The sequence below is a fragment of the Pedobacter sp. AK013 genome, assembly GCF_014205835.1.
Lineage (GTDB): Bacteria > Bacteroidota > Bacteroidia > Sphingobacteriales > Sphingobacteriaceae > Pedobacter.
In genome coordinates, this window is record NZ_JACHCQ010000014.1 from 103,465 (window position 1) to 127,300 (window position 23,836).

The 23,836-nt window shown below is 38.5% G+C and carries 21 protein-coding genes and 1 riboswitch; of the genes, 6 read left to right on the forward strand and 15 right to left on the reverse strand.

Annotated elements, in window-relative coordinates:
* Positions 1–17: 17 nt before the first annotated feature.
* The 7 genes from HDC90_RS11510 to pckA form a co-directional block, all read right to left on the reverse strand.
* Positions 18–929 carry a PstS family phosphate ABC transporter substrate-binding protein gene (locus HDC90_RS11510; protein WP_184466466.1) on the reverse strand — a complete coding sequence of 304 codons (912 nt, stop codon included), beginning with the start codon at positions 927–929 and terminating at the stop codon, positions 18–20.
* Between the two features lie 8 nt (positions 930–937).
* Positions 938–1,165, reverse strand: a complete 228-nt coding sequence (locus HDC90_RS11515) for a hypothetical protein (protein WP_029274767.1) — start codon at positions 1,163–1,165, stop codon at positions 938–940.
* A gap of 6 nt (positions 1,166–1,171) precedes the next feature.
* A complete protein-coding gene (locus HDC90_RS11520; RefSeq protein ID WP_184466467.1) occupies positions 1,172–1,990 on the reverse strand; it encodes an energy transducer TonB in 819 nt (272 codons plus the stop codon).
* An 18-nt stretch (positions 1,991–2,008) separates the two neighbouring features.
* Positions 2,009–2,515: a biopolymer transporter ExbD gene (locus HDC90_RS11525; protein WP_184466468.1), complete on the reverse strand. Its 507-nt coding sequence runs from the start codon at positions 2,513–2,515 to the stop codon at positions 2,009–2,011.
* A 3-nt stretch (positions 2,516–2,518) separates the two neighbouring features.
* Entirely contained in the window at positions 2,519–3,133 is a 615-nt protein-coding gene (locus tag HDC90_RS11530; protein ID WP_184466469.1) for a biopolymer transporter ExbD, read from the reverse strand.
* Positions 3,134–3,212: 79 nt separating this feature from the next.
* Complete coding sequence (locus tag HDC90_RS11535; protein ID WP_025146310.1) at positions 3,213–4,043, reverse strand: MotA/TolQ/ExbB proton channel family protein; 831 nt, start codon at positions 4,041–4,043, stop codon at positions 3,213–3,215.
* A gap of 298 nt (positions 4,044–4,341) precedes the next feature.
* The gene (gene pckA, locus HDC90_RS11540) at positions 4,342–5,937 is read right to left on the reverse strand and encodes a phosphoenolpyruvate carboxykinase (ATP) (protein ID WP_184466471.1); all 1,596 of its coding nucleotides are present in this window, start codon (positions 5,935–5,937) and stop codon (positions 4,342–4,344) included.
* 905 nt (positions 5,938–6,842) lie between these two features.
* On the opposite strand from pckA, the gene thrA reads away from it, so the two are divergent.
* The 4 genes from thrA to thrC all read left to right on the forward strand — a co-directional run bounded on the left by thrA (position 6,843) and on the right by thrC (position 12,104).
* The gene (gene thrA, locus HDC90_RS11545) at positions 6,843–9,296 is read left to right on the forward strand and encodes a bifunctional aspartate kinase/homoserine dehydrogenase I (protein ID WP_184466473.1); all 2,454 of its coding nucleotides are present in this window, start codon (positions 6,843–6,845) and stop codon (positions 9,294–9,296) included.
* 4 nt (positions 9,297–9,300) lie between these two features.
* The gene (locus tag HDC90_RS11550; protein ID WP_184466475.1) at positions 9,301–9,762 is read left to right on the forward strand and encodes a DinB family protein; all 462 of its coding nucleotides are present in this window, start codon (positions 9,301–9,303) and stop codon (positions 9,760–9,762) included.
* A gap of 11 nt (positions 9,763–9,773) precedes the next feature.
* Positions 9,774–10,709 carry a homoserine kinase gene (locus tag HDC90_RS11555; protein ID WP_184466477.1) on the forward strand — a complete coding sequence of 312 codons (936 nt, stop codon included), beginning with the start codon at positions 9,774–9,776 and terminating at the stop codon, positions 10,707–10,709.
* A gap of 84 nt (positions 10,710–10,793) precedes the next feature.
* Positions 10,794–12,104 (forward strand): threonine synthase, encoded by a 1,311-nt coding sequence (gene thrC / locus HDC90_RS11560; RefSeq protein WP_184466479.1) that lies wholly within the window; start codon positions 10,794–10,796, stop codon positions 12,102–12,104.
* Between the two features lie 89 nt (positions 12,105–12,193).
* On the opposite strand, the gene HDC90_RS11565 is transcribed toward thrC, so the two are convergent.
* A complete protein-coding gene (locus HDC90_RS11565) occupies positions 12,194–12,553 on the reverse strand; it encodes a hypothetical protein (RefSeq protein WP_184466481.1) in 360 nt (119 codons plus the stop codon).
* A gap of 297 nt (positions 12,554–12,850) precedes the next feature.
* Here HDC90_RS11565 and HDC90_RS11570 point away from each other — a divergent pair, with 297 nt between their 5' ends.
* Positions 12,851–13,393, forward strand: coding sequence for a transposase (locus HDC90_RS11570; protein ID WP_184466483.1), 543 nt, complete (start codon positions 12,851–12,853; stop codon positions 13,391–13,393).
* Positions 13,394–13,574: 181 nt separating this feature from the next.
* Here HDC90_RS11570 and HDC90_RS11575 read toward each other — a convergent pair whose 3' ends face one another.
* From HDC90_RS11575 to murQ, 7 genes are all read right to left on the reverse strand, one after another.
* Entirely contained in the window at positions 13,575–13,988 is a 414-nt protein-coding gene (locus HDC90_RS11575; RefSeq protein WP_184466485.1) for a tail fiber domain-containing protein, read from the reverse strand.
* A 78-nt stretch (positions 13,989–14,066) separates the two neighbouring features.
* Positions 14,067–14,369, reverse strand: coding sequence for a hypothetical protein (locus tag HDC90_RS11580; protein WP_184466487.1), 303 nt, complete (start codon positions 14,367–14,369; stop codon positions 14,067–14,069).
* A gap of 200 nt (positions 14,370–14,569) precedes the next feature.
* Positions 14,570–15,523 (reverse strand): methylenetetrahydrofolate reductase [NAD(P)H], encoded by a 954-nt coding sequence (gene metF, locus HDC90_RS11585; protein WP_184466489.1) that lies wholly within the window; start codon positions 15,521–15,523, stop codon positions 14,570–14,572.
* A gap of 134 nt (positions 15,524–15,657) precedes the next feature.
* On the reverse strand, positions 15,658–19,359 hold the full coding sequence (gene metH, locus HDC90_RS11590; RefSeq protein WP_184466491.1) for a methionine synthase: 3,702 nt from the start codon (positions 19,357–19,359) through the stop codon (positions 15,658–15,660).
* Between the two features lie 169 nt (positions 19,360–19,528).
* A riboswitch (SAM riboswitch) is annotated at positions 19,529–19,632 on the reverse strand.
* Between the two features lie 116 nt (positions 19,633–19,748).
* Positions 19,749–20,504, reverse strand: coding sequence for a Bax inhibitor-1/YccA family protein (locus HDC90_RS11595; RefSeq protein WP_184466494.1), 756 nt, complete (start codon positions 20,502–20,504; stop codon positions 19,749–19,751).
* A gap of 37 nt (positions 20,505–20,541) precedes the next feature.
* Positions 20,542–21,108, reverse strand: coding sequence for a hypothetical protein (locus HDC90_RS11600; protein ID WP_184466496.1), 567 nt, complete (start codon positions 21,106–21,108; stop codon positions 20,542–20,544).
* A gap of 107 nt (positions 21,109–21,215) precedes the next feature.
* On the reverse strand, positions 21,216–22,019 hold the full coding sequence (gene murQ / locus HDC90_RS11605) for an N-acetylmuramic acid 6-phosphate etherase (protein ID WP_184466498.1): 804 nt from the start codon (positions 22,017–22,019) through the stop codon (positions 21,216–21,218).
* Between the two features lie 190 nt (positions 22,020–22,209).
* Here murQ and HDC90_RS11610 point away from each other — a divergent pair, with 190 nt between their 5' ends.
* Positions 22,210–23,817 carry a S41 family peptidase gene (locus HDC90_RS11610; RefSeq protein ID WP_184466500.1) on the forward strand — a complete coding sequence of 536 codons (1,608 nt, stop codon included), beginning with the start codon at positions 22,210–22,212 and terminating at the stop codon, positions 23,815–23,817.
* Positions 23,818–23,836: the final 19 nt, after the last annotated feature.

Genomic DNA, 23,836 nt, shown 5'->3' on the forward strand with positions numbered 1-23,836 from the left:
GTGGTTCAATTTATAATTTATTTATTACTTTCTTTAGTTAAATTTATTTCTCTTGGCATTAGCTTGTGCGGGCCAAGTCCAGATTTAAGTACAATCAATTGTCCCCGCTGACTTCTTAACCATGTTGCAAATCCTGTGCCTAAACCATCTCTTCCTTCGCAATCTATAATATTTATATTTCTTAGAAAAGGATAAACACCATTGATTAAGTTATTTTGAGTTGGCTTATAGAACTGATCATCTCCTACCTCGCCTTTTACATTCTTTACTCCCAGCACTTTTATCTGAGAAAGGTATCCGCTCATCTCTGCATCTTTGCCCGTAATCCAGTTCACGCCCAAAATACCAATAAAATTCTTATCCTCAGCAATAAGTTTAATTACTTCTTTGCTGGAATTTTTAGAGTAAACACCTGTAGCTGGAAATTGGTTGATATTAGCCAACTTTTTAAAATATTGAAAGGTACTTGAATAAGCGTTATCAAAGACCAACTTTTTATCTGATTTCTTTCCCTGTAATATGTCAATCACCTCTTTAACGTTAATTGTACTGTCAATATTGCCCTGATTTGTGATTAAAGCAATACCATCTACAGCAAATCGTGAGGTGTTTATCTTTATATTCCGTTGGTTATAATATTTTTCTTCGGCCTTGGTTAATAACCTGGGCAAAACAATTACCCTTACACTATCATTAAGAAAGGCAGGTAATAATTTTTCTTCAGGTTTTACTGTTGTCTGAAATTTTGCATCCGGATAATCCAAACTAAAAACATCAATCTGATCTTGAACAATCGGTCCAACGCTTTCGTCAACCAATATTTTTAAGGTACCACTTGTTCTGGTTTCTTTAACGGCATTGGCTTTATTTTTACCTTTGCAGGATATAAGTAAAGCTAGTACACAAAATATTAAGAGGAAATTTTTCATTGTGCTGATTAGTCGCGCCTTCCCAGGCTTAAAAGTCTTACAAATGCATAAATAATTAAGAAGATACCAATTGCGATGCGGCCCCATTGTGGAATAGTGCTTAAGCGCAGGGCAATTGGTTCGTAAAATATAAATGCAAAGCCCAACACCACATAAAAAACGAACATAACAAGGCCTAAAATGAGCAAAAACCGCTGTTTAGGCGATTTTTGCTTAAAAATATCAAAATTTAACATCTACTATTAGTTCAATGTAAAGTTAACGTTGATGTTGTATTTTACCCTTACTGGCTTACCATTTTGGATACCTGGATTCCAACGTGGGCTAGCTTTCAATACACGGATGGCTTCTTCATCAGTTCCGCTACCCAAACCACGGGTAACTGTGATATCAGTTAATTTACCATCTTTTTCAACAACGAAAGATAAAAACACTTTACCTTGAACGTTGTTTTCTTGTGCCATTGGCGGGTACTTTATTGCTTTACTTAGGTATCCATAAAACTTAGAGATACCTCCAGGGAATTCTGGTTGTTTTTCTATACTAACAAAGTCGTAAACTTTATTATCATCAACCGCAACAGCTGCTTCTCTTTTCGGTCCTTCACCCACTGGTTCAGCGATATTGATCTCTGCCGTTGGATCACCTTTAATATCTCTCTGACCTGGATCTGCTTCTTTCAATTTTTCAACCGTAGGTGGTTCATCACGAACCTCAATATCAGGTTTTACAATTGGAGGTGGCATTTTCACCTGGTCAACCTTTGGTGGCGGTGGCTCTACCGGTGGCGGAGGTGGCGTTTTAGGGTCAACTGGTGGAGGTGGAGCTAAAATAACTTCCTGTGCTTTTAATTGTTCGTCCGGCTGATCCATTGAGCCCTTAATCAGGCTATAGATTTTTGGAGAGAAGAATAACACTAGAAATATAATAGATCCAATAATTAATGCTTTGGTGGTGTTGGCACCATTGGTTTTACGCAATTGGTACGCACCGTAGCTTTTGTTTTTATCAGCAAAAACCACTTCAAGCCATTCTTTTCTGAATATATCTAACTTCGACATTACTTCTGGTTTTATTGATTATAAAATTCCCTTTTCTTTCATGAACTGCTTCTCATTATCAAGGATATTATCATCATCAATCTGACGAACCTTTACTTTAAGAATTTCCAACTCGTCCATAATATCAACAAAGTTCTGAAAGGTAGCACCCGATGTTGGTTTTACAAGCACAACAAAGTCGCCTGCAACACCTGAAGCATCAGCATTTTTTCTATTTTTTACAATAGCATCTTCTATCTGTGAACCTGATTCGATTGTTGGTGCGCTTTCGCCAGCTACTCCCATGTACCATGCTACTTTATTGTTTTTACCCAATAAGATGGTCATCGTTTTACTCGCTTTCAGCTCTAACCTGTTTTCAGGTAACTTTTCATTTTTATCCGGTTTTGCAATATCCATCGCTTGTGGCGTAGAGATTACTGTTGTTAAGATAAAGAAAGTTACCAAAAGAAACATTAGATCCACCATTGGGGTCATATCAACCCTTGGCGTGGCTTTCTTCCCGCCCGTGTTTAATTCTGCCATTTCTTATTTCTTTTTAGCTTCAGAGTTGGTTACCAACAAAAATTTGTTCACACTTTGTTTCTGAAGCACATCAATAATCTTTTTTACAACTGGATACTCTTCTTTAGCATCACCTTTGATACTGATACGCATATCCTGATTGTTGATTTCCTTTGTAGCCTTACGTGCATTTAACACCCAAGAATTTAACTGATTATCAGTTGAATCTGAAGGTATACCCGGTTGAACCCCTGGTTTCATACGGTCGCCACCATTCATAGCAATAAGCGACTTCAAACTCTGAATCGGTACACCGAAACTCCCTATATTAGAGAAACGTTGTACTTCTAAAGGTGTGAACGATATCTTATACTGTTCGCCCATTAGTTCCAATGTTTTCGCTCTTACTTTTGTACCTGCTACTTCAAAGAAAACTTTACCCTGCCCAATGGTTAATATTGCATTGTTTTCTACAGGCACCTTAAACTCATACGTTGATGATGGTGTAGAAACGGCTAGTGGTTCTGGTTGCCTCGCTGTAGCAGTTAAGATGAAGAAAGTAAGTAACAACGATGCCACATCACACATGGCAGTCATATCTGTTACTGTACTTGTTCTTTTAACTTTAATTCTAGGCATAATATTTTTTACTAGTTTTTAATAATGATGATCTTTTTTCCGGTTTTCCATAAAGCCGGTAAAAATTTTTTCAAAATTCTTATTTATGCGAACTAGCGTATGTTTGAACGATGCTGAAACCAGCCTCATCGATAGCGTAAGTTAACTTGTCGATTTTAGAAGTTAATACGTTGTACATGATAATTGCCACAGTAGATACCAAGATACCAGTTGCAGTGTTGATAAGTGCCTCAGAGATACCTACCGCTAATGCTGACTGATCTGGAGCTCCAGAGTTTGCTAAACCGGCGAATGCACGGATCATACCTGTTACTGTACCCAATAAACCTACTAATGTACCGATTGATACCAAAGTTGCAATTACAGTTAAGTTTTGCTCCAACATTGGCATTTCTAAAGCTGTAGCTTCTTCTACCTCTTTTTGGATAGCAACGATTGATTGTTCCACATCCATATTAGTATCAGCTTCAACTTCGCTGTATTTTTTCAAACCAGATTTAATTACGTTAGCAACTGAACCTTGTTGTTTATCACACTCAGCTTTTGCAGCCTCGATGTTACCTGCGCTTAATAAACCTTGTACTTTGCGAATGAAAGTATCTAAGCTAGATTTTCCACTTGCTTTACCAATAACGATAAAACGTTCGATAGAGAATACAATTACTACTAATAGTAGTCCAACTAAGATCGCTACGATAGGACCTCCTTTGTAAGCTGTTCCAAGATAGTTACCAGCTAATGGTAATTTTTCTCTGTCACCATCGATAAAGTTACTTCCTTCTCCGAATACGAATCTCCAAACACAGAATCCAATTACAATACAAATTGGAATAACGAATGTTGCAAATACATTTGAAGCACTAGAAGAGCTCTCTTTTTTAACAGTTGTTGGTTTTGGTGCGTTTGCCATTTTTTTTGAAATTTTAGTTTTAGTTCTTGTTTTTAATTTTTAGCTGTTTTTTTCTTTTGTACTACACTCAACGTTTCTTATCCGAAATTGTTGCGAAAAACAAATTTATAAATTGATTTTAAATTACAAATTAATAAATCAATAAACAATTAAATCGTTACTTAGAATTTAGTTTCGGTAAACCACCAAGGGTGTATAACAAAAAAATTGCCCCAGCCGAGGCAATTCTTCCACAATAAAAACTAAAAAAAAATCGAATTGCAAATTTTTCGCTCAAAAAATGCATTTTAAAGTGCATTTAACATAATTTTAACGCTTCTTGTCTGCTTTTTGGTACTTTCGTCAGTTCAAATTGTTTGAAATTCTCAGTAAAGGCATTAGACAGTTCGTAGGCTTTTAAAAAGTATTCTTCCTGATTGCCCCATGTTTTAGAGGGGTCTAAAATTTCGTCTGGTACCCCAGGGCAATTTAGTGGCATCATCAACTTAAATACATGGTGCTGCTTATATTTATTATGATCTAAATCTCCATTTAGCGCCGCAGTAATCATTGCCCTGGTATAACTTAATTTCATCCTTTTACCAACGCCGTAAGCGCCTCCGCTCCATCCTGTATTTACTAACCATACGTTTACCTGGTGTTTTTCCATCTTCTCGCCTAATAATGCAGCATATTTAGACGGATGCAGTGGTAAGAAAGCCTTACCGAAGCAAGCCGAAAACGTTAACTGTGGTTCTGTTATCCCTGTTTCTGTTCCCGCAACCTTTGCTGTATAACCGCTCATAAAGTGGAACATGGCCTGCTCTACATTTAATTTTGAAATTGGAGGCAACACCCCAAACGCATCTGCAGTTAAGAAAAAGATATTTTTCGGAACAGCCGCTATTGATGGTAAAATGGCATTATCAATGTAATCTATAGGATAAGCTACACGGGTATTCTCTGTCTTACTGATGTCACTATAATCAACCTCCTGCGTACCCGGGAAAAAATTAACATTCTCCAGTAATGCACCAAATTTGATCGCCTTAAAAATCTGTGGCTCTTTCTCTTCGGTTAAATCTACGCATTTTGCATAGCAACCGCCTTCGAAGTTAAATACCGAATCTTTGCCCCAGCCATGTTCATCATCGCCTATTAATCCTCTTTCCGGATCGGCAGATAAAGTGGTTTTTCCAGTTCCCGATAAGCCGAAGAATATAGCAGTATCGCCATTTTTTCCCACGTTAGCAGAGCAGTGCATAGATAACGTATTCTTATATACAGGCAGGATAAAGTTTAAAACAGAAAAAATTCCTTTTTTAATTTCACCGGTATAACCTGTTCCCCCGATCAAAATCATTTTCCTGGTAAAATTGATGATGGAGAAGTTTTCCTGCCTGGTTCCATCTATAGCCGGATCGGCCAAGAAACCTGGCGCAGCAATGATGGTCCACTCTGGTGTGATACCCAAATGATCTTCCTCTGGGCGGATAAACAAATGGTGAGCAAAAAGATTCTGATAAGCCGTCTCTGTAATTACCCTGATCGATATCGAATAATCGGGATTGGCACAGGCGGAAGAATCGCGGACATAGATTTTCTTATCTTCAAGGTAATTGGTTAGCTTATAAAATAACTGATCGAATTTTTCGGGAGAAATTTTGATGTTTACATCGCCCCACCAAACCAGATCTTCGGTTACTTGATCGCATACAATAAAACGATCTTTAGGAGAACGTCCGGTAAACTTTCCGGTATCAACCGCTAATGCCCCTGAAGCAGCCAACGTACCTTCTTTATTTAATAAGGCATCATCAATTAATTCCATTGGAGATAATTGGTACTCTACAGCAATGTTTCCACCTAGATTTAAATAGCTTAAATCTGGCGTTTGCAGTTTCTTTTTGCTCATAACAATAAGTTAGTTAGTACTGCAAAGGTAAATACTTATCTTCCACAAAAACTAGTTTTGAAGCGTTATTTTTTACATATTGTAGCAAATACACTATTATGTAAATATTTTATTTACAGATATTTACATCCGTTTTTACAGGTTAAAAAAAATTAAAAAATTACACTAAGTAAAATACAGTAAATGGTTTTAGCTGATTTAAACTTTTAATGGGTAAGGTTTTGAAAATCAATGATGCTTTGTTAAATGATTAAATATCAATCACTGCACCTCCCCTCCAAAGGAAAGGAATTAGGCCCTGGAAAAGCAACCGACTTTAATAGTAACACCAACCCGTATGAAATAAACCTGATAAAAGCGGCAGCTCCCCATCTCACCAACAACAAAGCAGCACTTCCATGGGGACTATAGCGGTTAGCAGGACTGCCGTACCCGAAAAATTACGACAGAACCTTTTCAAATATTTAAAATCTTTTCACTAACCCTCCCGCCTTTCAGCCCCGCCTCCTTAAAAAAGAAGGAGACTTGCAATTGTCGCAAATAGATTCCACATTAGTTTCGGGTTCAAAAAATACGGCTATTTCATTCACTTAAACGTTTTAATAGAAATTTCGAAATAAATATGAAAAAACATTTGCATTTTAAAAAAATAATCTCCTACTTTACGGTGTACAAAGTACACGAAGACAAGATGAATTTTAACACTTCAATTATTACAACGATTATTATTACCACCGGTATAAACCAGCGGGGCTAATTTGTTGTAAATTGAAAAAACATAAAACACAGAGAGCGTCCCGATGAAAGTCGGGACGCTTTTTTTTTAAACCCATGCTGAATGAAACCTGTACGAGCAACCATGAATTATCCGCACAGCATCAAACAGTTAAAACCAATATAGACTAATGAAAGTACTCAAATTCGGCGGCACATCCGTAGGTTCGGCCGAGAACATTAAAACCCTCTTACGCCTGGTTGGCGAAGAAAAACAGAAGAACAGCCCGGTAGTTGTATTATCGGCAATGAGTGGTGTAACCAATTTGCTTACTGATATGGCCGAAATGGCCGAGCGCGGGGAGGATTATGACACACATTTAAAAGAAATCGAAGCTAAACACTTTGCTGTAATCCGTACGCTTTTACCTGCAACCGCACAAAACCCTGTGTTTACGCGCTTAAAGATCTTTTTTAACGAGTTAGAAGATCTGTTACAGGCCGTAGCCAATCTGCGTGAATTAAGCTTACAAACCAAAGATCAGATTTTGAGCTATGGTGAACGTTGTTCTACCTTTATGATCAGCCATATTGCTTCGAAAAGCATTGGCGATTCGCTTTATGTCAACGGATCTGACCTGATTAAAACCGACAGTAATTTTGGGCAAGCGAAAGTAGATACCGAATTGACTGAAATGCTGATCAACAATTTCTACCAGGAAAATAAAGACAAAGTACTTTTTGTGACTGGTTTTATAGCAAGCAATGCGGCAGGCAGGGTAACAACTTTAGGCCGCGGCGGCTCTGATTATACCGCGGCGGTTTGGGGTGCAGCCTTAAATGCAGAAGAGATAGAAATATGGACGGATGTAAACGGTATGATGACCGCCGATCCACGGATGGTTAAAAAGGCTTTCTCTTTACCTGAACTGAGCTATACAGAGGCTATGGAGCTGAGTTATTTCGGCGCAAAGGTGATCTATCCTCCAACAATGATCCCTGCTTTTATGAAAAAGATTCCGATTGTGATTAAAAACACCTTCGAACCTGATTTCGCAGGAACTTATATCAAAAGCGATGTAAAAGTATCAAGTTTACCCATAAAAGGAATTTCCTCTATCAATCATATCAGCATTATCAACTTAACCGGAAGTGGTATGGTAGGTAAGGCAGGCTTTAGCGGACGATTATTCTCGCTGCTTTCGCGCGAGCAGATCAATGTGGTATTGATTACGCAATCTTCATCAGAACATAGCATTACTTTTGCAGTTAAACCTACAGATGCTTCGCAGGCCATTTCCTTAATCAAAAAAGAATTTGAGCTGGAGCTAGAAGCTAAAAAACTAGAGCTGCCAGAAGTTGAAAATAATTTGGCTGTATTGGCTATTGTTGGTGAAAATATGAAACGTACCCCAGGCATGAGCGGACGTTTGTTCAGCGCTTTAGGCCGTAATGGTATCAATGTAAGGGCTATCGCCCAAGGTTCTTCAGAATATAACATCTCGGTAATTATCAGTGCAGCTGATCTATCAAAGGCTGTAAATGCAGTGCATGATGCCTTTTTTACCGACTTGAAAAGAACTTTAAACATTTTCTGTTTAGGTACCGGAAATATCGGTAAAACTTTGTTCAACCAATTGAAAGAACAGATGCCTTTCCTCGCAGCCAATAACGATTTACAAGTTAAGGTAACAGGTATCAGCAATACACGCAAAATGATTTTTAACGCTGATGGTCTTTCATTAGAAAATTGGGAAGCAGAATTGGATACAAATGGCGAACAGGCAGATTTAGCCGGTTTTGTTGCTAAAATGAAAGCCCTAAACTTGCCAAACTGTGTTTTTGTAGATAATACAGCTGCAGAATCGCCTATTGAATTTTATCAAGGCATATTCGAAAGCAGCATTTCGGTGGTAACCTGCAATAAAAAAGGAAACTCAGCAGATTACGCACAATATAAATCGTTTAAAGATACTGCCCGTAAATTCGGTGTGGATTTTTATTATGAAACCAATGTAGGTGCGGGCCTACCAATTATCCGCACACTGCGCGAACTCATGATGAGCGGCGACAAAGTAGCTCGGATTGAAGCGATTTTATCAGGAACTATTTCTTACATCTTCAATAATTTTAAAGGTGATGCAGGTTTTTACGAAACCGTAAAAGAAGCACAGGAACTGGGCTATACCGAACCAGATCCTCGCGACGATTTAAACGGAAAAGATTTTATGCGTAAAATGCTGATCCTTGCCCGCGATGCCGGCTATCCATTGGAAGCCAGCGATGTGAAAATCGACAATATCTTACCTGAGGCCTGCTTAAATGCGACATCAGTTGAAAATTTCTATTCTGAATTACAAGCTAATGCGGCTTATTTCGAAAATTTAAAAAATACAGCAGCTAGTGAAGGGAAGGTTTTACGCTACATTGGCAAACTTGAAAACGGAAATGTAGAAATCAGCTTACAAATGGTTGACGATAGTCACCCTTTTTATATGCTATCGGGAAGTGATAATATTATCTCTTTTACCACAGATCGTTACAAAACCCGCCCATTGGTGGTTAAAGGCCCTGGTGCAGGTGCTGAAGTAACTGCTGCCGGAGTTTTTGCCGATATCATTAACGTAGGTACCTTAAATAAATAATAACATGAATTCGGTTTTAGATAAAAAGAATGAGATCCTTAACCTGGTTAATCAGGCGATGATTGATTTTGAAAATATTACGGAAGAAGCATGGAATAATAAACCACAGCCTTTAAAATGGTCTAAAAAAGAACTGTTAGGTCATTTAGTAGATAGTGCAGTCAACAACATTCGCCGTCTGGTTGTTGGACAATACGAACAAGGGGTTAAAATTATTTATCAACAGGATGAATGGGTAAACTATCAAAATTACCAGTCAGCAGATATTGCAGAGGTTAAAACGATCTGGAAGTTATTAAACTATCAGATTAGCCGTGTAATTGAAAATATTCCAGAAGAAAAACTTCAAAATAACTGTGACTCAGGAAAAGGGAAAATAGAAATGCACACGCTTTCTTTTTTTATAGACGATTATCTAGTGCATTTGAAATATCATTTAAACCAAATAAAGCTTACAAATAGCTAAGCCAATTAATAATGAAAAATAGTATAAAAGTTTTCGCTCCGGCAACCGTTGCAAACGTAGTTTGTGGTTTCGATGTACTGGGTTTCGCTGTAAACGAACCTGGCGATGAAGTTGAAATGCGATTTACCGATTCGCCTGGTGTGGTAATCAAAAGAATTACAGGCGACGACGGCCGTTTGCCCTTAGATGCAGCAAAAAATACTGTAAGTGCCAGTGTTCAGCATTATTTAAAGCATATAAACCGTTTAGACGTAGGTGTAGAGATTGAACTGCATAAGAAAATGCCTATTGGCAGCGGACTGGGCTCAAGCTCAGCCAGTACAGTTGCCGGTTTATTTGCCATTAACAAATTAATGGGCGATTTATTAACCGCGAAGGAGCTGGTTCCTTTTGCCATGAAAGGTGAAGAACTTGCCTGTGGTTACGGCCATGCCGATAATGTTGCACCTGCTTTGTTGGGTGGTTTTGTACTGGTAAGAAGTTATGAACCACTGGATGTAATCTCTTTACCCACACCAGCCGGCATGTATGCTGCTATTGTTTACCCAGAAGTAGATGTACCTACTAAAGATGCCCGCCAAATGATCCGCAGTAAGGTGGCATTAAAAGATGCGGTTACACAGTGGGGAAATGTTGCAGGTTTAGTGAGTGGACTATTCATGAATGATTTCGACCTGATTGGAAGGAGTATGAAAGATGTTCTGGTAGAACCAACACGTTCGATCTTGATACCTGGTTTTGAAGAAATGAGAAAACTAGCGATGGAAAACGGCGCCATTGGTTTCGGAATTTCAGGTTCCGGGCCATCGGTCTTCGCACTAACTAAAGATGAAGAAACGGCCAGAAAAATTACCAAATCGCAACAACAACATTTACATAAAATAAATATTAACAGCAAAGCTTTTGTTTCTCCGGTTAATGCCGAAGGGCCGAGAGTAATTTCTTAAGGCTGGAAGGTAGAGGGTTTAAAGGTGGAGGGCTAAGCATCCAAAACCTTACAACCTTCAACCTTCCCCCCAACCTCAATAAAAATGAAACTATACTCAACCAATAATAAAGATTTACGTGTTTCTTTCAAAGAAGCCGTTTTTAACAGCATGCCGCAAGATAAAGGCTTATATATGCCGGTTGAAATTCCACAGCTTGATCCGGCATTCATCCAAAATATTGAGCAGTATTCTTTACCTGAAATTGCTTACAAAGTAGCTTCAACGCTATTAAAAGATGAGATTCCGGCTGAAGATTTAAAGGCCTTAATTAATGATGCCATTAATTTTGAAGCACCAGCTGTTAAATTAGACGACAAAACCTTTGTTTTAGAACTTTTCCACGGCCCGTCTTTAGCCTTTAAAGATTTTGGCGCCCGTTTTATGAGCCGCGTAATGGCTTATTTTTTAAAAGATGGCGAGCAGCTCTTAGATGTCCTGGTTGCAACTTCCGGTGATACTGGCGGCGCAGTAGCTTTGGGATTCTTAGGCGTACCAAATACCAGGGTAACGATTCTTTATCCAGAAGGAAAAGTAAGTCCGATTCAGGAATTGCAGTTAACCACCAATGGGGAAAATATTAGAGCCATTGAGGTTAAAGGCACTTTCGATGATTGCCAGGCCTTGGTAAAACAGGCTTTCGCTGATGAGGAGCTGAATGCAAAATTCAGATTAACTTCTGCGAATTCTATTAATATCTCTCGATTGATTCCGCAAACATTTTACTATTTCAATACCTATGCCCAACTAAAAAAACAAGGTTTTAATAATGTGATATTTTCAGTACCAAGTGGAAATTTCGGGAATATTGGTGCTGGTTTATTGGCATACAAACTAGGATTACCTGTTAAACAGTTTATTGCAGCTACCAATGTTAATGATACTGTACCACGCTTTTTAGAAACTGGTGTGTACGAAACCAAACCATCAACACAAACCTACTCGAATGCGATGGATGTTGGAGCACCAAGCAACTGGGTACGCATTATGGATCTGTTTAATCAGGATGTAGAAGCCATAAAAAAAGTGGTTACTTCTTACCGCTTTACTGATGATGAAACATTAGCAGGCATCAAAGAAATTAACAGCAAATTAAACTACGTGGCGTGTCCGCATACTGCTATTGCGTATTTAGCAGTCGAAAAATATAGAAACGAAAATCCTACAGACGAAAGTGCTGCCGTTTTCTTATCTACTGCACATGCCTGTAAGTTCCCAGATATTTTCCCTGCAGATATTGCGGCTAAAATCGAAATCCCTGAGCAGGTAAAAACTTTAGAAAGTAAACCTAAACATGCAGATCAGTTAGGTGTAGATTTTGACGGGTTTAAAAAGTATTTGCTTAAGGACAATTAGAATCTTAGTAGTGGTTTGTAATCCTTAACCAAAAAAGTCAAATACTCAAAGGTCCGGACTATAAATCCGGACCAAATGAAAATATCTATTTAATTAACAGAAGCGAAAGCTGTAGAAGTAATGCTAACATTGTTAAATGTCGCGCTTCCTGAGCTGGTGGTAATAGCTTGTCCATTAAATCTAAAAGTACGCGAACCCGGGGCTGCAGTATAAATAATAACAGTATAGGTACCGGCGGTCAACGGGCCATACGAACCTCCACTTGGGCCAAAGTAAGCACTAACAGGAGTAGGTCCGTACAGGTAAATAGATCCGTTATCACCAGTTCCATTACTTAAATTTAAACCAATGCTAAAAAATTTTCTGGCATTAATTTCGGCCTTGGTATTTTGCAAGGGTAACACAGCCAGCACTGTACAAAACAGGAATAATTGAATAAGCTTTTTCATAAGAATTGTTTTTAATGTAGATTTATATTGGTTAATTACATAAAAATAAAAATTAAAGCGTAAGGTAGGATCATTTTATTTATAAAAATATAAAGGTCAGGATATTACGTTCAGGATTTTTAATCCCGTTGGGGTTAAAAATTTTTCTAGGAATAAATCTAAACCAGATTACTAATCTGTAGTGCAATCAATCCGGATTGCAAATCCGGACCAGCACCGGAAGTTAGTCGGGATTTGTAATCCCGACTTTTGAACTAAGGATTTTTAATCCTTATTATTTGTTAAAAACTCAAGATTATGGCATTCAAATACTCCGCAAGCGATCAAAATGATATTTATTTCATTACTACAACCGTAGTTGGATGGATTGATGCCTTTACGCGTAAAGAACTTGCGGATGTTATTATTGAAAGTCTGAAATACTGTCAATCTGAAAAGGGATTAATTATTTATGCATGGTGTTTAATGCCAAGCCACTTACATATGATTGTTAGAGCTGAAGAAAATTACAAACTTTCGGACACTATCAGGGATTTTAAAAAATTTACCTCTAAAAAGATTATAAAAACAATTGGAGAAATTAATGAAAGTAGAGAATGGCTCTTAGATAAGTTTTCATTTGCTGCACGAATCAATATCAAAAATAAAGAATATAAATTTTGGCAAGATGGTTTCCACCCAATTGCTTTATATTCAAATGAATTTAAAGATCAAAAATTAGATTACATTCATAATAATCCCGTCGAGTCGGGAATTGTTTCGGAAGCTGAACATTATAACTACAGTTCGGCGGTAAACTATGCTGGTGGGTTGGGCCGGTTGGAAGTTGTTTATTTATGATTAAAATTCATAAACCAGATTACAAATCTGGGTTACAATCGGTCCGGATTACAAATCCGGACCAACTTTAATAATTGATCGTCATTTCGAGCGGAGTGCAGCAAAGCCGAGAAATCTAATGAGATAGCTCTCCCTCGAAGGTTCGGGACTGCGCTTCAGTCGAGATGACGACTCTTTTCTATTACTTAGCGCTTTGCGATTTTAGCATTTTCAGCTCGCGCTGCAGTGCTTCAATCTGTTGCTGCTGTTCCTTTATACTGGCAACCAAAAGCGGGACTAAACTTTCGTAATCTACCCTGGTAATAGTAGCATTTTTAAATGCGTTTTTACCTGATACATAACTTTTTGCCTGTACAGAAACAATTTCAGGAAAAGTGTCTTTAGCATCAGCTCCCACAAAACCATACTGTACTTTTGCAGGTAACTTCAGTTTTTCAGCCCAAGCTTTATCATAATTAAAACTTACGGGCTGTAACTTAATAACTTGATTTAAGGCATTTTCTACTGGTTTAACATTGTTCTGCACAACTTCTTGTGCACTTATTTTTAAAGAGGCAGCGATTAACAGCACTGCAAATGAAATTGCTCGTTTCATATATATTATTTGTAATTTTTAAAATAGAGAATTGGTTCCGTTTTTTGTAAAACGGAGTTTAAACATAATAGAATATGCTTATACGGAAGGTGGCGGGGTTAAAACTTCTGGAAAGTAAGCGGGCTGGAAAGAATGCTCAGGAATGAGTACCTTATTTGAGGTTTGAAATGGAAGATATAATGCTCCATGAAAAGCGATCTGCTGCACCGCATATTCGGTTTCTACTTTCTTTTCTTCTTTCTCTGTTGCGTCATCATTTGTAGACAAAACTTCAACACCATCAGTAGAACACCTTAAATACGAAACCGCATGGCTTAGCTTTAAGAAAAAAGCTATTGCAATGCAGGCAATAAGTACATATTTAAGGCCATCTAATTTCATTGATACAAATATAAATGCTAGGGCATTAAAACAATAATTTTAAGGTTAAAGTTCTGTAAGAATTTCGAGCATAGCTGTTATAGCTAAATCAATATCAGTAACTGAGGTTCGCCAGTTTACAAAAGCTACAGGGATTTGCCAGAAGCAATTTTAGGTAGTTCTAGACCTCATAGGTTTTAAAAACCTGTGAGGTCTTTTTATTAAAATATAGCTTTCGCAATTTTTTTAGTTTGTTCAGGGCGGCCCATCGTATAGAAATGTAATACCGGCGCACCAAAATCAATCAGTTCTTTACATTGTTTGATCATGGCTTCGGTACCAATTTCTTTTGCCTCATTATTGTTTTTGGCATGCGATAGCGCATCCGTTAACTCATCAGGCAAATCGATGTGAAAAATTTTAGGTAATACATTTAACTGAGATAAGGTACTTATAGGCTTCAAACCTGGTATAATTGGAATATTGATATCGTTTTCCCTGCATTTCTTTACAAAATCGAAATACTTTTGATTATCGAAAAACATCTGTGTAACAATAAACTCGGCACCTGCTTCAACCTTCTTTTTCAGGTATTTAAAATCGGTACTCATGTTAGGCGCTTCGAAATGTTTTTCAGGATAGCCAGCCACGCCGATACAGAAATCGCTTTTAAAAGTCTCTACATCTTCGTGGAGAAATTTACCTTCGTTATGGTTCTTGATGTGCTCTATCAAATCTGTGGCATAACTGTGTCCGCCAGGAGTTGGCACGAAATTTCCATCTGCCTTACGGGCATCGCCGCGCAAAGCCAAAACATTATCGATACCTAAAAATTGTAAATCGATCAATGCATTTTCGGTTTCTTCTTTGGTAAATCCACCGCAAATAAGATGCGGAACGGCATCAACCTTATATTTATGGATAATAGCTGCACAAATGGCAATGGTACCAGGACGCTTGCGATAAGATACCTTTTGTAGCAAACCATTGGCCTGTTCTTTATAAATGTAATCCTCGCGGAGCGAAGTTACATCAATAAAAGGAGGGTTAAACTCCAACAATGGTTCTATTGCATCATAAATCCATTGTATACTTTGCCCTTTAATGGGCGGCAATAATTCAAAAGAGAACAAGGTTTTACCCTTTGCGTTTTTTATATGGTCTGTAATCTTCATACCTGGTTTAATTGTCATGCTGAATGCTAATGAAGCATCTCATACATAATGGCAGTTTCTATTTTTTAACTGCAAATCATATTCATACTTCGCTTAAAGATCCTTCGTTGCCCTCAGGATGACAAAGTGAAGGGTTAATAAGCTAAATTCGGACTTAACCACCGCTCCACTTCTTCAATCGGCATATTTTTTCTAATAGCGTAATCTTCAATCTGATCTTTGGTAATTTTTCCCAATCCAAAATACCTCGAATCGGGATGTGCGAAATAAAACCCACTTACCGCTGCAGTTGGATACATCGCATAACTTTCGGTCAAGCGTAATCCTATTTTATTCTCTGCATCAAGCAATTGGAATAAAGTTCCTTTTTCGGTGTGCTCAGGGCAGGCAGGATAACCTGGTGCCGGACGGATTCCTGCGTATTCTTCCTTAATCAGTTCCTGATTGCTTAAGTTTTCATCCTGTGCATACCCCCAATACTCTTTACGCACACGTTCGTGCATGCGCTCGGCAAAAGCTTCAGCCAAACGATCGGCCAATGCTTTGGCCATGATGCTGTTGTAATCATCGTAATTGGATTCGAACTCATTCACCAGTTCATCAATCCCGATACCTGCTGTTACGGCAAAACCACCAAAATAATCTTGAATACCACTTTCTTTCGGTGCAATAAAATCAGATAAAGCATAATAAGGCTGCCCATCTACTTTTTCGGCTTGCTGACGGAGGGTGTGGATAGTTACCAGTTTGGAGTTTTCAGTTTTCAGTTCGGCGTTATTTACTAACTGATTACTGTCAACAGTTAGCTGAATATCGTCTCCTACCGCATTTGCCGGCCAGAAACCGATTACTGCTCTTGCTGTTAACAGTTTTTCGTCGAGGATACGTTTTAATAAAGTCTGTGCATCATCAAAAAGTTTCTTCGCTTCGTCGCCTACATTTTTATCGTCGAAAATTTTCGGGTAACTTCCGCGGAGCTCCCAGGTATGGAAAAACGGCGTCCAATCGATATATGGAACCAGTTCTTCTAATGGGTAGTTATCAAAAACCCTTGTGCCAGTAAATTCTGGAACTGGGAGGTTCGGTTGAAAATCAATTTTAAATTTATTTTCGCGCGCTTCTTCTAAGGTTTTAAAACGTTTATCTGACCGCTTATTTAAATGCGCTTCGCGGGCTTTATCATATTCGGCCCTGATGCTTGCAATATATTCGTCTCTGGTATCAGGATTCATTAAAGTGCTACAAACTGTAACACTTCTGGAAGCATCCAATACATGGATAGCAGGCCCTGAATAATTTGGCGCTACTTTTACAGCAGCGTGAATCCTAGAGGTAGTAGCTCCACCTATAATTAATGGAATGGTAAACCCTTCACGTTCCATTTCTTTTGCAAAGTGAACCATTTCATCAAGTGATGGTGTAATTAAACCACTTAAACCAATAATATCGGCATTTATTTCTCTAGCTTTTTTGATAATTTCCTGTGCAGGAACCATCACGCCCATATCAACAATTTCGAAGTTATTACAAGCCAATACCACACCCACAATATTTTTACCAATATCATGCACATCGCCGTTTACAGTGGCCATCAATACTCTTCCTGCTGATGAATTCTGGTCCTGATCGGGATTATCAAGCTTCTCCTGTTCTATAAATGGCAATAAATAAGCTACAGCTTTTTTCATTACCCTTGCCGATTTTACCACCTGGGGCAAGAACATTTTTCCGGCACCGAATAAATCACCCACAATGTTCATCCCATCCATCAACGGTCCTTCGATTACCTGAATCGGGCGGGTATATTTTTGCCTGGCTTCTTCCACATCATCATCCAGGTATTCTACGATTCCCTTTACTAAAGAATGGGATAACCTTTCTTCAACAGAACCTTTTCTCCACTCTTCATCTTTAACTACCTCTTTACCTTTTGATTTTACGGTATCAGCATATTCCACCAAACGCTCTGTAGCATCTTCTCTTCGGTTTAAGAGTACATCCTCTACCCTTTCTAACAATTCGGGCGGGATTTCCTGATAAACTTCTAACATCCCTGCATTTACAATTCCCATATCTAAACCAGCTTGAATGGCATGGTAAAGAAATGCCGAGTGCATGGCCTCTCGCACTACATTATTTCCCCTAAAAGAGAACGAGATGTTAGAAACCCCTCCACTCACTTTAGCATGAGGCAGGTTTTCTTTGATCCAGCGGGTGGCATTAATAAAATCGACAGCATAATTGTTATGCTCTTCTAATCCGGTTGCAACGGTCAAAATGTTCGGATCGAAAATAATATCCTCTGCCGGGAAACCGATTTCGTTTACCAGGATATCATAACTTCTTTTACAAATTTCTTTTCTACGTTCGTAATTATCGGCTTGCCCTTGCTCATCAAAAGCCATTACCACTACGGCAGCACCATACTGCATAATTTTACGGGCACTGTCACGAAATTTATCTTCACCTTCCTTTAGAGAAATAGAGTTCACAATCCCTTTTCCCTGCAAACATTTTAAGCCATTTTCAATAACTGACCATTTGGATGAATCGACCATGATTGGCAGTTTCGCAATATCAGGTTCTGAGGCAATAAGGTTTAAGAATTTGGTCATCGCTGCTTCCGAATCCAACATCCCTTCATCCATGTTCACATCAATTATCTGCGCACCACCTTCAACCTGTTGCAGGGCAACGGCTAATGCAGCTTCATAATCGCCGCTCAAAATCAATTTGGAGAACTTAGGAGATCCCGTAATATTTGTTCTTTCGCCGATATTTACAAAAATGCTTTCTGGCGTAATGGTTACAGGCTCCAACCCGCTTAAACGCATATAAGGTTCGAGGACAGGGAGTTTCCTAGGCTCAACTTTTCTTGCGTTTTTTGCAATACAGCCAATATGTTCTGGTGTAGTACCACAACAGCCGCCAACAATGTTCACAAAACCAGATGCAATAAAATCATCAACCAAATGTGCTGTTTCATGCGGCTGTTCATCGTAGGCACCAAACTCGTTTGGTAAACCTGCGTTTGGATAGGCCGAAACGTAACAGCCTGCTTTTGCAGCAAGCTCTTCAATATGTGGGCGCATTTCTTTGGCACCCAAAGCACAGTTAAAACCAATACTTAATGGCTTAGCATGCATTACAGAGTTTAAGAAAGCTTCGGCCGTTTGACCCGAAAGCGTTCTCCCAGAGGCATCTGTAATGGTACCAGAAATCATGATCTCTAGTTTACGGCCAATTACCTCTTCGTATTTTTTAATGGCCACAATAGCCACTTTAGCATTTAAAGTATCAAAAATGGTTTCGATTAATAATACATCAGAACCACCATCTACCAAACCGCGTACCTGCTCGTAATAAGCAGCTTCCAGCTCATCAAAATAAACTGCCCTAAAACCAGGATCGTTTACATTCGGCGACATGGAAAGGGTACGGTTGGTTGGGCCAATAGCACCTGCCACAAAGCATTTACGATCTGGATTTGCAGCCATAAATTCGTTTACAGCTTCTTTTGCCACACGTGCACCTTCAAAACTCATTTCGTAGGAAAGGTCTTCCATCTGGTAATCGGCCATGGAAATGCGCTGAGTGCTGAACGTATTGGTTTCGATAATATCGGCACCAGCCGCCAGGTACTCCAGGTGTATTGTTTTAATAATATCCGGACGTGTGATGTTGAGCAAATCGTTATTGCCTTTTACATCGCAGGGATGGTTTTTAAAGCGGTCCCCTCTAAAATCTTCTTCGGTTAAGGTATATCGTTGAATCATGGTACCCATTGCGCCATCAATCACCAGAATACGTTTCTCTAATTCTTCTCTTATGCTCATCTGTTGTTATTAGTAACAAGCTGCTAGTATCAAGTACCAAGATTAATGATAGATCGAACTAACTTTAGATAAAAGCAAAGTACAGACATAATTGTCTTCATACTTGATACTTAATACCTAATACTTAATATGGCTTATCTTAAAAGTTGGTACGTGAATCGTAATCCTAAACTTATCTGTTTCCGCTATTTGCAGAATAGAATTTAGCACCTTGTAGGTTACAGGTTGCTAAGACTTCGTTGGGTCTAATCCCTCCGTCTTTCTTAATAAGCATACAAAAATGCAACAAAGCAACATCAATTCCAAAAATTATCGCCTTACTACCAAATAAAATTACAAAGGCCACGCAAAACTGCGCAGCCTTAAGAATATTGTTCTGTTTTTGGTTTTTATCTTCTGTTACCGAAAATACGTAATAATGATAAAAACAAGTTGATAAAAGTAATGTAAAGTGAAAGCGCACCCATGATGGCTAATTTTTTGCTTTCATTTACGCCTAAAGTGTTTCCATTTTCATCCAAACCTTCACCTATTCTTTTAAGCTCCTGAACTTTATATGCCGTTAATGCAGTAAAAATCGCCACTCCAATAAATCCCATAATATAACCTAGTGTTGAGCTTCCCAAAAACATATTGATAACGCTAATGATCACTAAACCGATTACACCGGCAAATAATATTGGGCCAAACTTACTCAAATCTGTATCTGTAGTATATCCCATTATTGCCATTACTGCAAATATAACGGCTGCCGCTGCAAAACTAATTACAACTGATGGTAAAGAGTAAGTTAACAAGATGAAACTGAGCATTACTCCAGTTAATACAGAATAAAGCAAAAACACACCTACTAACGCCTGATAAGACACCCGTTGCATACCAGCGCCCATAAGGAATACTAACCCTAGTGGTGCAAATATCGCGATGTAACCTAAAACAGTAAAGCCACCCTTACCAGTTTGCGGATTATAAGATAAAAGATAATTCAATACTTCCGGTGTGCTGGCGATAAAGTAAGCTGCAACTGTAGAAACAGTTAATGCCACAAACATCCATAAGAAAACATTTCCAAAGAAACGTTTGGATGCAGATTTTTCCTGTACAAAAACACTGTTGTCTTGATATTGATAATTTTGTTGTTCCATTTTAAATTTGTGTATTTAACTATATAAAAATAAATATTTAGTTTAATCTTTTTGTCAGCTGTTCTTCAACTTTTTTAAAGAACTGTAGTGGTTTTAGTGTGCGCCAAGGTAAATTATCAAGTGCGCCGCCAAAGTTAATGTAATAATCGATGTTATTATCACGAAATTCGGTGATTACGTGTTCCTGAAAATTTACCCCAACAATCCAGCCATCTTCTACTTCCTGAAACCACTCTTCGTAATAACTGTCATCAGAGGCATGGAAGTTCAATACATTTTCACCGATCAGGATAAATTTATTAATGCCTTCATCCATCATCAGCTCCAAAATATCACGCTTTAGGAGCATAATATCATTATTAATGGCATCGTTCCACTCTCCAATAAACTCTATAATGGCATAACTGCGATCATAATCAACATACAACACCTTCATATACAGCGTACTTGAGCCAAACTCGTCCCACTGTGGGTGCAATAAAAAGTTATAAATCTGCTTATCGAAGTAAAGTTCTGAGTATTCGGTATTGTAAAATGGCGAACGCTCATCTTCTGCCGAAATATAATCATCTCTCCACTGATAATAAGGCTCAATTTCGTGCATATACTTTAATTATTGAATGAGTGAATTTTGAATGAGTGAACATTAAGGTCATTTCTACGTCGCATCATTCTTTCTTTTATTCAATCACTCTATCCTTCTATAATTTCTTAGTGTCCTGCTTCAACTGCTTTACGCACACTTCCATAACGGGTTAATAATTCTGCGGCTTCTTCATAGCCTATATTCAGTTCATCGGCAACCATTTGTGTACCACGGTCTACCAGTTTATGATTGGTTAACTGCATATCGACCATTTTATTGCCAACTACACGGCCCAACTGAACCATTACAGTAGTGCTTAACATGTTTAACACCATCTTTTGCGCCGTACCCGATTTCATCCGGGTAGAACCGGTAATAAATTCAGGCCCAACTACCACTTCAACCGGGAAATCCGATTCGGCAGCAATAGGTCCACCGGTATTACAAACAATGCACCCTGTTAATATACCATGTTTACGCGCCGTGTTTAAACCACCAATTACATACGGAGTGGTACCCGATGCTGCCAGGCCAACCAAACAATCTTTTTCATTAATCTCAAATTCCTGAAGATCTTTCCAGGCTTGTTCGGCATCATCTTCAGCAAATTCTACTGCTCTTCTAATGGCCGTATCTCCGCCCGCAATAATTCCTACAACCCAATCAAAAGGAACACCGTAAGTAGGCGGACATTCTGAAGCATCTACTACACCTAAACGACCACTTGTACCTGCACCTATATAAAAGAGACGGCCACCTTTTTTCATTCGCCCAGCCACTGCCGACGTTAATTTTTCGATCTGAGGCAAACATTTTTCAACTGCAAATGCTACAGTTTTATCTTCGTTATTAATGCCCTGCAAAACTTCTAATACCGACATTTTATCAATGTGGTCATAGTTAGATTCTTGCTCGGTAACTCTATTCATAAATTTAATTTTGATAAAATTCGGTAAATTCTTTCTAAAAACTGCGCTAAAAATCTAAAAATATCTGTCATAAATTTCGAGCTAAGCCTTCCTTGCGTTAATTAATGTTAAATATTATAAACAAAAGACATGAAAATGCAGTTAAAAAACATATCAACTCGCTAATTTTCATAAATTTGCACTAACGCTGATGAAAAAAAATACCCGAAACAATATACTAATTGCCGTAAGCTATTCTGTGATTTTAATAGCGGGTATGTTTTTGGGTATAAAATTCATTAAAGATCAAGGTTTTGGCGTTAAAAAAAGTCCTCAGTTAGCCAACAATAGCGACGAAAAATTAAACGAAATCTTACACATCATCAACGGCAATTATGTTGATGACATCAATACCGATTCACTTCAAAACTTACCTATTGATAGTGTTTTACACCAACTCGATCCGCATAGTGTTTACTTGCCACCAACTGATGCGCAAGATATGACCGATAACCTGGAAGGGAACTTTGAAGGCGTAGGCATAGAATATTATATGCTTAACGATACCATGATGGTTACCAGTGTGGTTAAGGATGGACCAGCTTATCAGGCAGGAATTAAATTGGGCGATAAGATCCTGAGTATCGATACTGCGGTAGTAAGTGGCCGAAACTTACCCAAAGACCAACTTACCGGTCGTTTTAAAGGTAAATCTGGAACCGGCGTAAGTGTAGTCCTTTTACACCCCGGAGCCCCGCAAACTAACCGTATTATGGTTACCCGCGGTAAAGTAAACATCAGTAGTATTGATGCCGCCTATATGATTAACAACGAAACGGGTTACGTAAGGATCAGTAAATTTGGCGCTAATACGGATAACGATTTCTCTGCTGCAGCCAATAACCTGAAGGCAAAGGGCATGAAAAAACTGATTCTTGATCTGCGCGATAACGGAGGCGGTTATTTTACTGCAGCTACAGGACTGGCTGATCAGTTTTTGGGCGAGAACAAACTTATTGTGTATACGCAGGGTAAACATGAGCCGCGTACTGATTATTTTTCTACGGGAACAGGCGCCTTTCAAAATGGTAAACTGGCTGTCTTAATTAATGAAAATACGGCCTCGGCCAGCGAAATTGTAGCTGGAGCCATCCAGGATTTGGGGCGTGGGATTATTGTTGGCCGCCGCTCCTTTGGGAAAGGCTTGGTACAAGAGCAATTTGCTTTTGGAGACGGCTCTGCATTGAACTTAACCATCGCAAGATATTATACGCCATCTGGTCGGAGTATCCAAAAATCTTACAAAAAAGGTTACGACGCTTACAAACATGAATTAGATGAACGAATGATGGATGGAGAGCTTACGGGAGATCGTACTTCTTTTCAAGATTCTATTGAGAAAACTGAAGGTGTAAATATTCAGCAGAACAGAAAAGCTAAACCTATTGGCGGTATCCAGCCAGATATATTTGTGAGATTAGACACGAATGGTTACAATAAATTTTATAGCAATTTAGTAAGCAAGAAAATACTTTCTGATTACGTTTTTAATGTCCTTACCAATAAGTACAGTGCCAGTTTTGTAGAACAGAATATCAATATCTTCACCATAAACGATAACGATTTCAAAGATTTTATCGGGTTTCTTCAACGTAAAAACATAGCGATAGATCGTTTTCAATTATACAATTCGAAAAACGTGATCTTAAATGACCTTAAAGCCTTGCTTTGTCGATATTATTTGGGCGATGTAGGCTATTATAAGGCCGCAAACCAAACCGACAATGCGGTAAGGCAAGCACTTCTTAACCTTCAATAGCCATATTTAATATTTTGTG

Excerpts from the sequence above, each read along its gene's own strand:
- HDC90_RS11510 (WP_184466466.1), bottom strand. The coding sequence starts at position 929 with ATGAAAAATTTCCTCTTAATATTTTGTGTACTAGCTTTACTTATATCC.
- HDC90_RS11515 (WP_029274767.1), bottom strand. The coding sequence starts at position 1,165 with ATGTTAAATTTTGATATTTTTAAGCAAAAATCGCCTAAACAGCGGTTT.
- HDC90_RS11520 (WP_184466467.1), bottom strand. The coding sequence starts at position 1,990 with ATGTCGAAGTTAGATATATTCAGAAAAGAATGGCTTGAAGTGGTTTTT.
- HDC90_RS11525 (WP_184466468.1), bottom strand. The coding sequence starts at position 2,515 with ATGGCAGAATTAAACACGGGCGGGAAGAAAGCCACGCCAAGGGTTGAT.
- HDC90_RS11530 (WP_184466469.1), bottom strand. The coding sequence starts at position 3,133 with ATGCCTAGAATTAAAGTTAAAAGAACAAGTACAGTAACAGATATGACT.
- HDC90_RS11535 (WP_025146310.1), bottom strand. The coding sequence starts at position 4,043 with ATGGCAAACGCACCAAAACCAACAACTGTTAAAAAAGAGAGCTCTTCT.
- pckA (WP_184466471.1), bottom strand. The coding sequence starts at position 5,937 with ATGAGCAAAAAGAAACTGCAAACGCCAGATTTAAGCTATTTAAATCTA.
- thrA (WP_184466473.1), top strand. The coding sequence starts at position 6,843 with ATGAAAGTACTCAAATTCGGCGGCACATCCGTAGGTTCGGCCGAGAAC.
- HDC90_RS11550 (WP_184466475.1), top strand. The coding sequence starts at position 9,301 with ATGAATTCGGTTTTAGATAAAAAGAATGAGATCCTTAACCTGGTTAAT.
- HDC90_RS11555 (WP_184466477.1), top strand. The coding sequence starts at position 9,774 with ATGAAAAATAGTATAAAAGTTTTCGCTCCGGCAACCGTTGCAAACGTA.
- thrC (WP_184466479.1), top strand. The coding sequence starts at position 10,794 with ATGAAACTATACTCAACCAATAATAAAGATTTACGTGTTTCTTTCAAA.
- HDC90_RS11565 (WP_184466481.1), bottom strand. The coding sequence starts at position 12,553 with ATGAAAAAGCTTATTCAATTATTCCTGTTTTGTACAGTGCTGGCTGTG.
- HDC90_RS11570 (WP_184466483.1), top strand. The coding sequence starts at position 12,851 with ATGGCATTCAAATACTCCGCAAGCGATCAAAATGATATTTATTTCATT.
- HDC90_RS11575 (WP_184466485.1), bottom strand. The coding sequence starts at position 13,988 with ATGAAACGAGCAATTTCATTTGCAGTGCTGTTAATCGCTGCCTCTTTA.
- HDC90_RS11580 (WP_184466487.1), bottom strand. The coding sequence starts at position 14,369 with ATGAAATTAGATGGCCTTAAATATGTACTTATTGCCTGCATTGCAATA.
- metF (WP_184466489.1), bottom strand. The coding sequence starts at position 15,523 with ATGAAGATTACAGACCATATAAAAAACGCAAAGGGTAAAACCTTGTTC.
- metH (WP_184466491.1), bottom strand. The coding sequence starts at position 19,359 with ATGAGCATAAGAGAAGAATTAGAGAAACGTATTCTGGTGATTGATGGC.
- HDC90_RS11595 (WP_184466494.1), bottom strand. The coding sequence starts at position 20,504 with ATGGAACAACAAAATTATCAATATCAAGACAACAGTGTTTTTGTACAG.
- HDC90_RS11600 (WP_184466496.1), bottom strand. The coding sequence starts at position 21,108 with ATGCACGAAATTGAGCCTTATTATCAGTGGAGAGATGATTATATTTCG.
- murQ (WP_184466498.1), bottom strand. The coding sequence starts at position 22,019 with ATGAATAGAGTTACCGAGCAAGAATCTAACTATGACCACATTGATAAA.
- HDC90_RS11610 (WP_184466500.1), top strand. The coding sequence starts at position 22,210 with ATGAAAAAAAATACCCGAAACAATATACTAATTGCCGTAAGCTATTCT.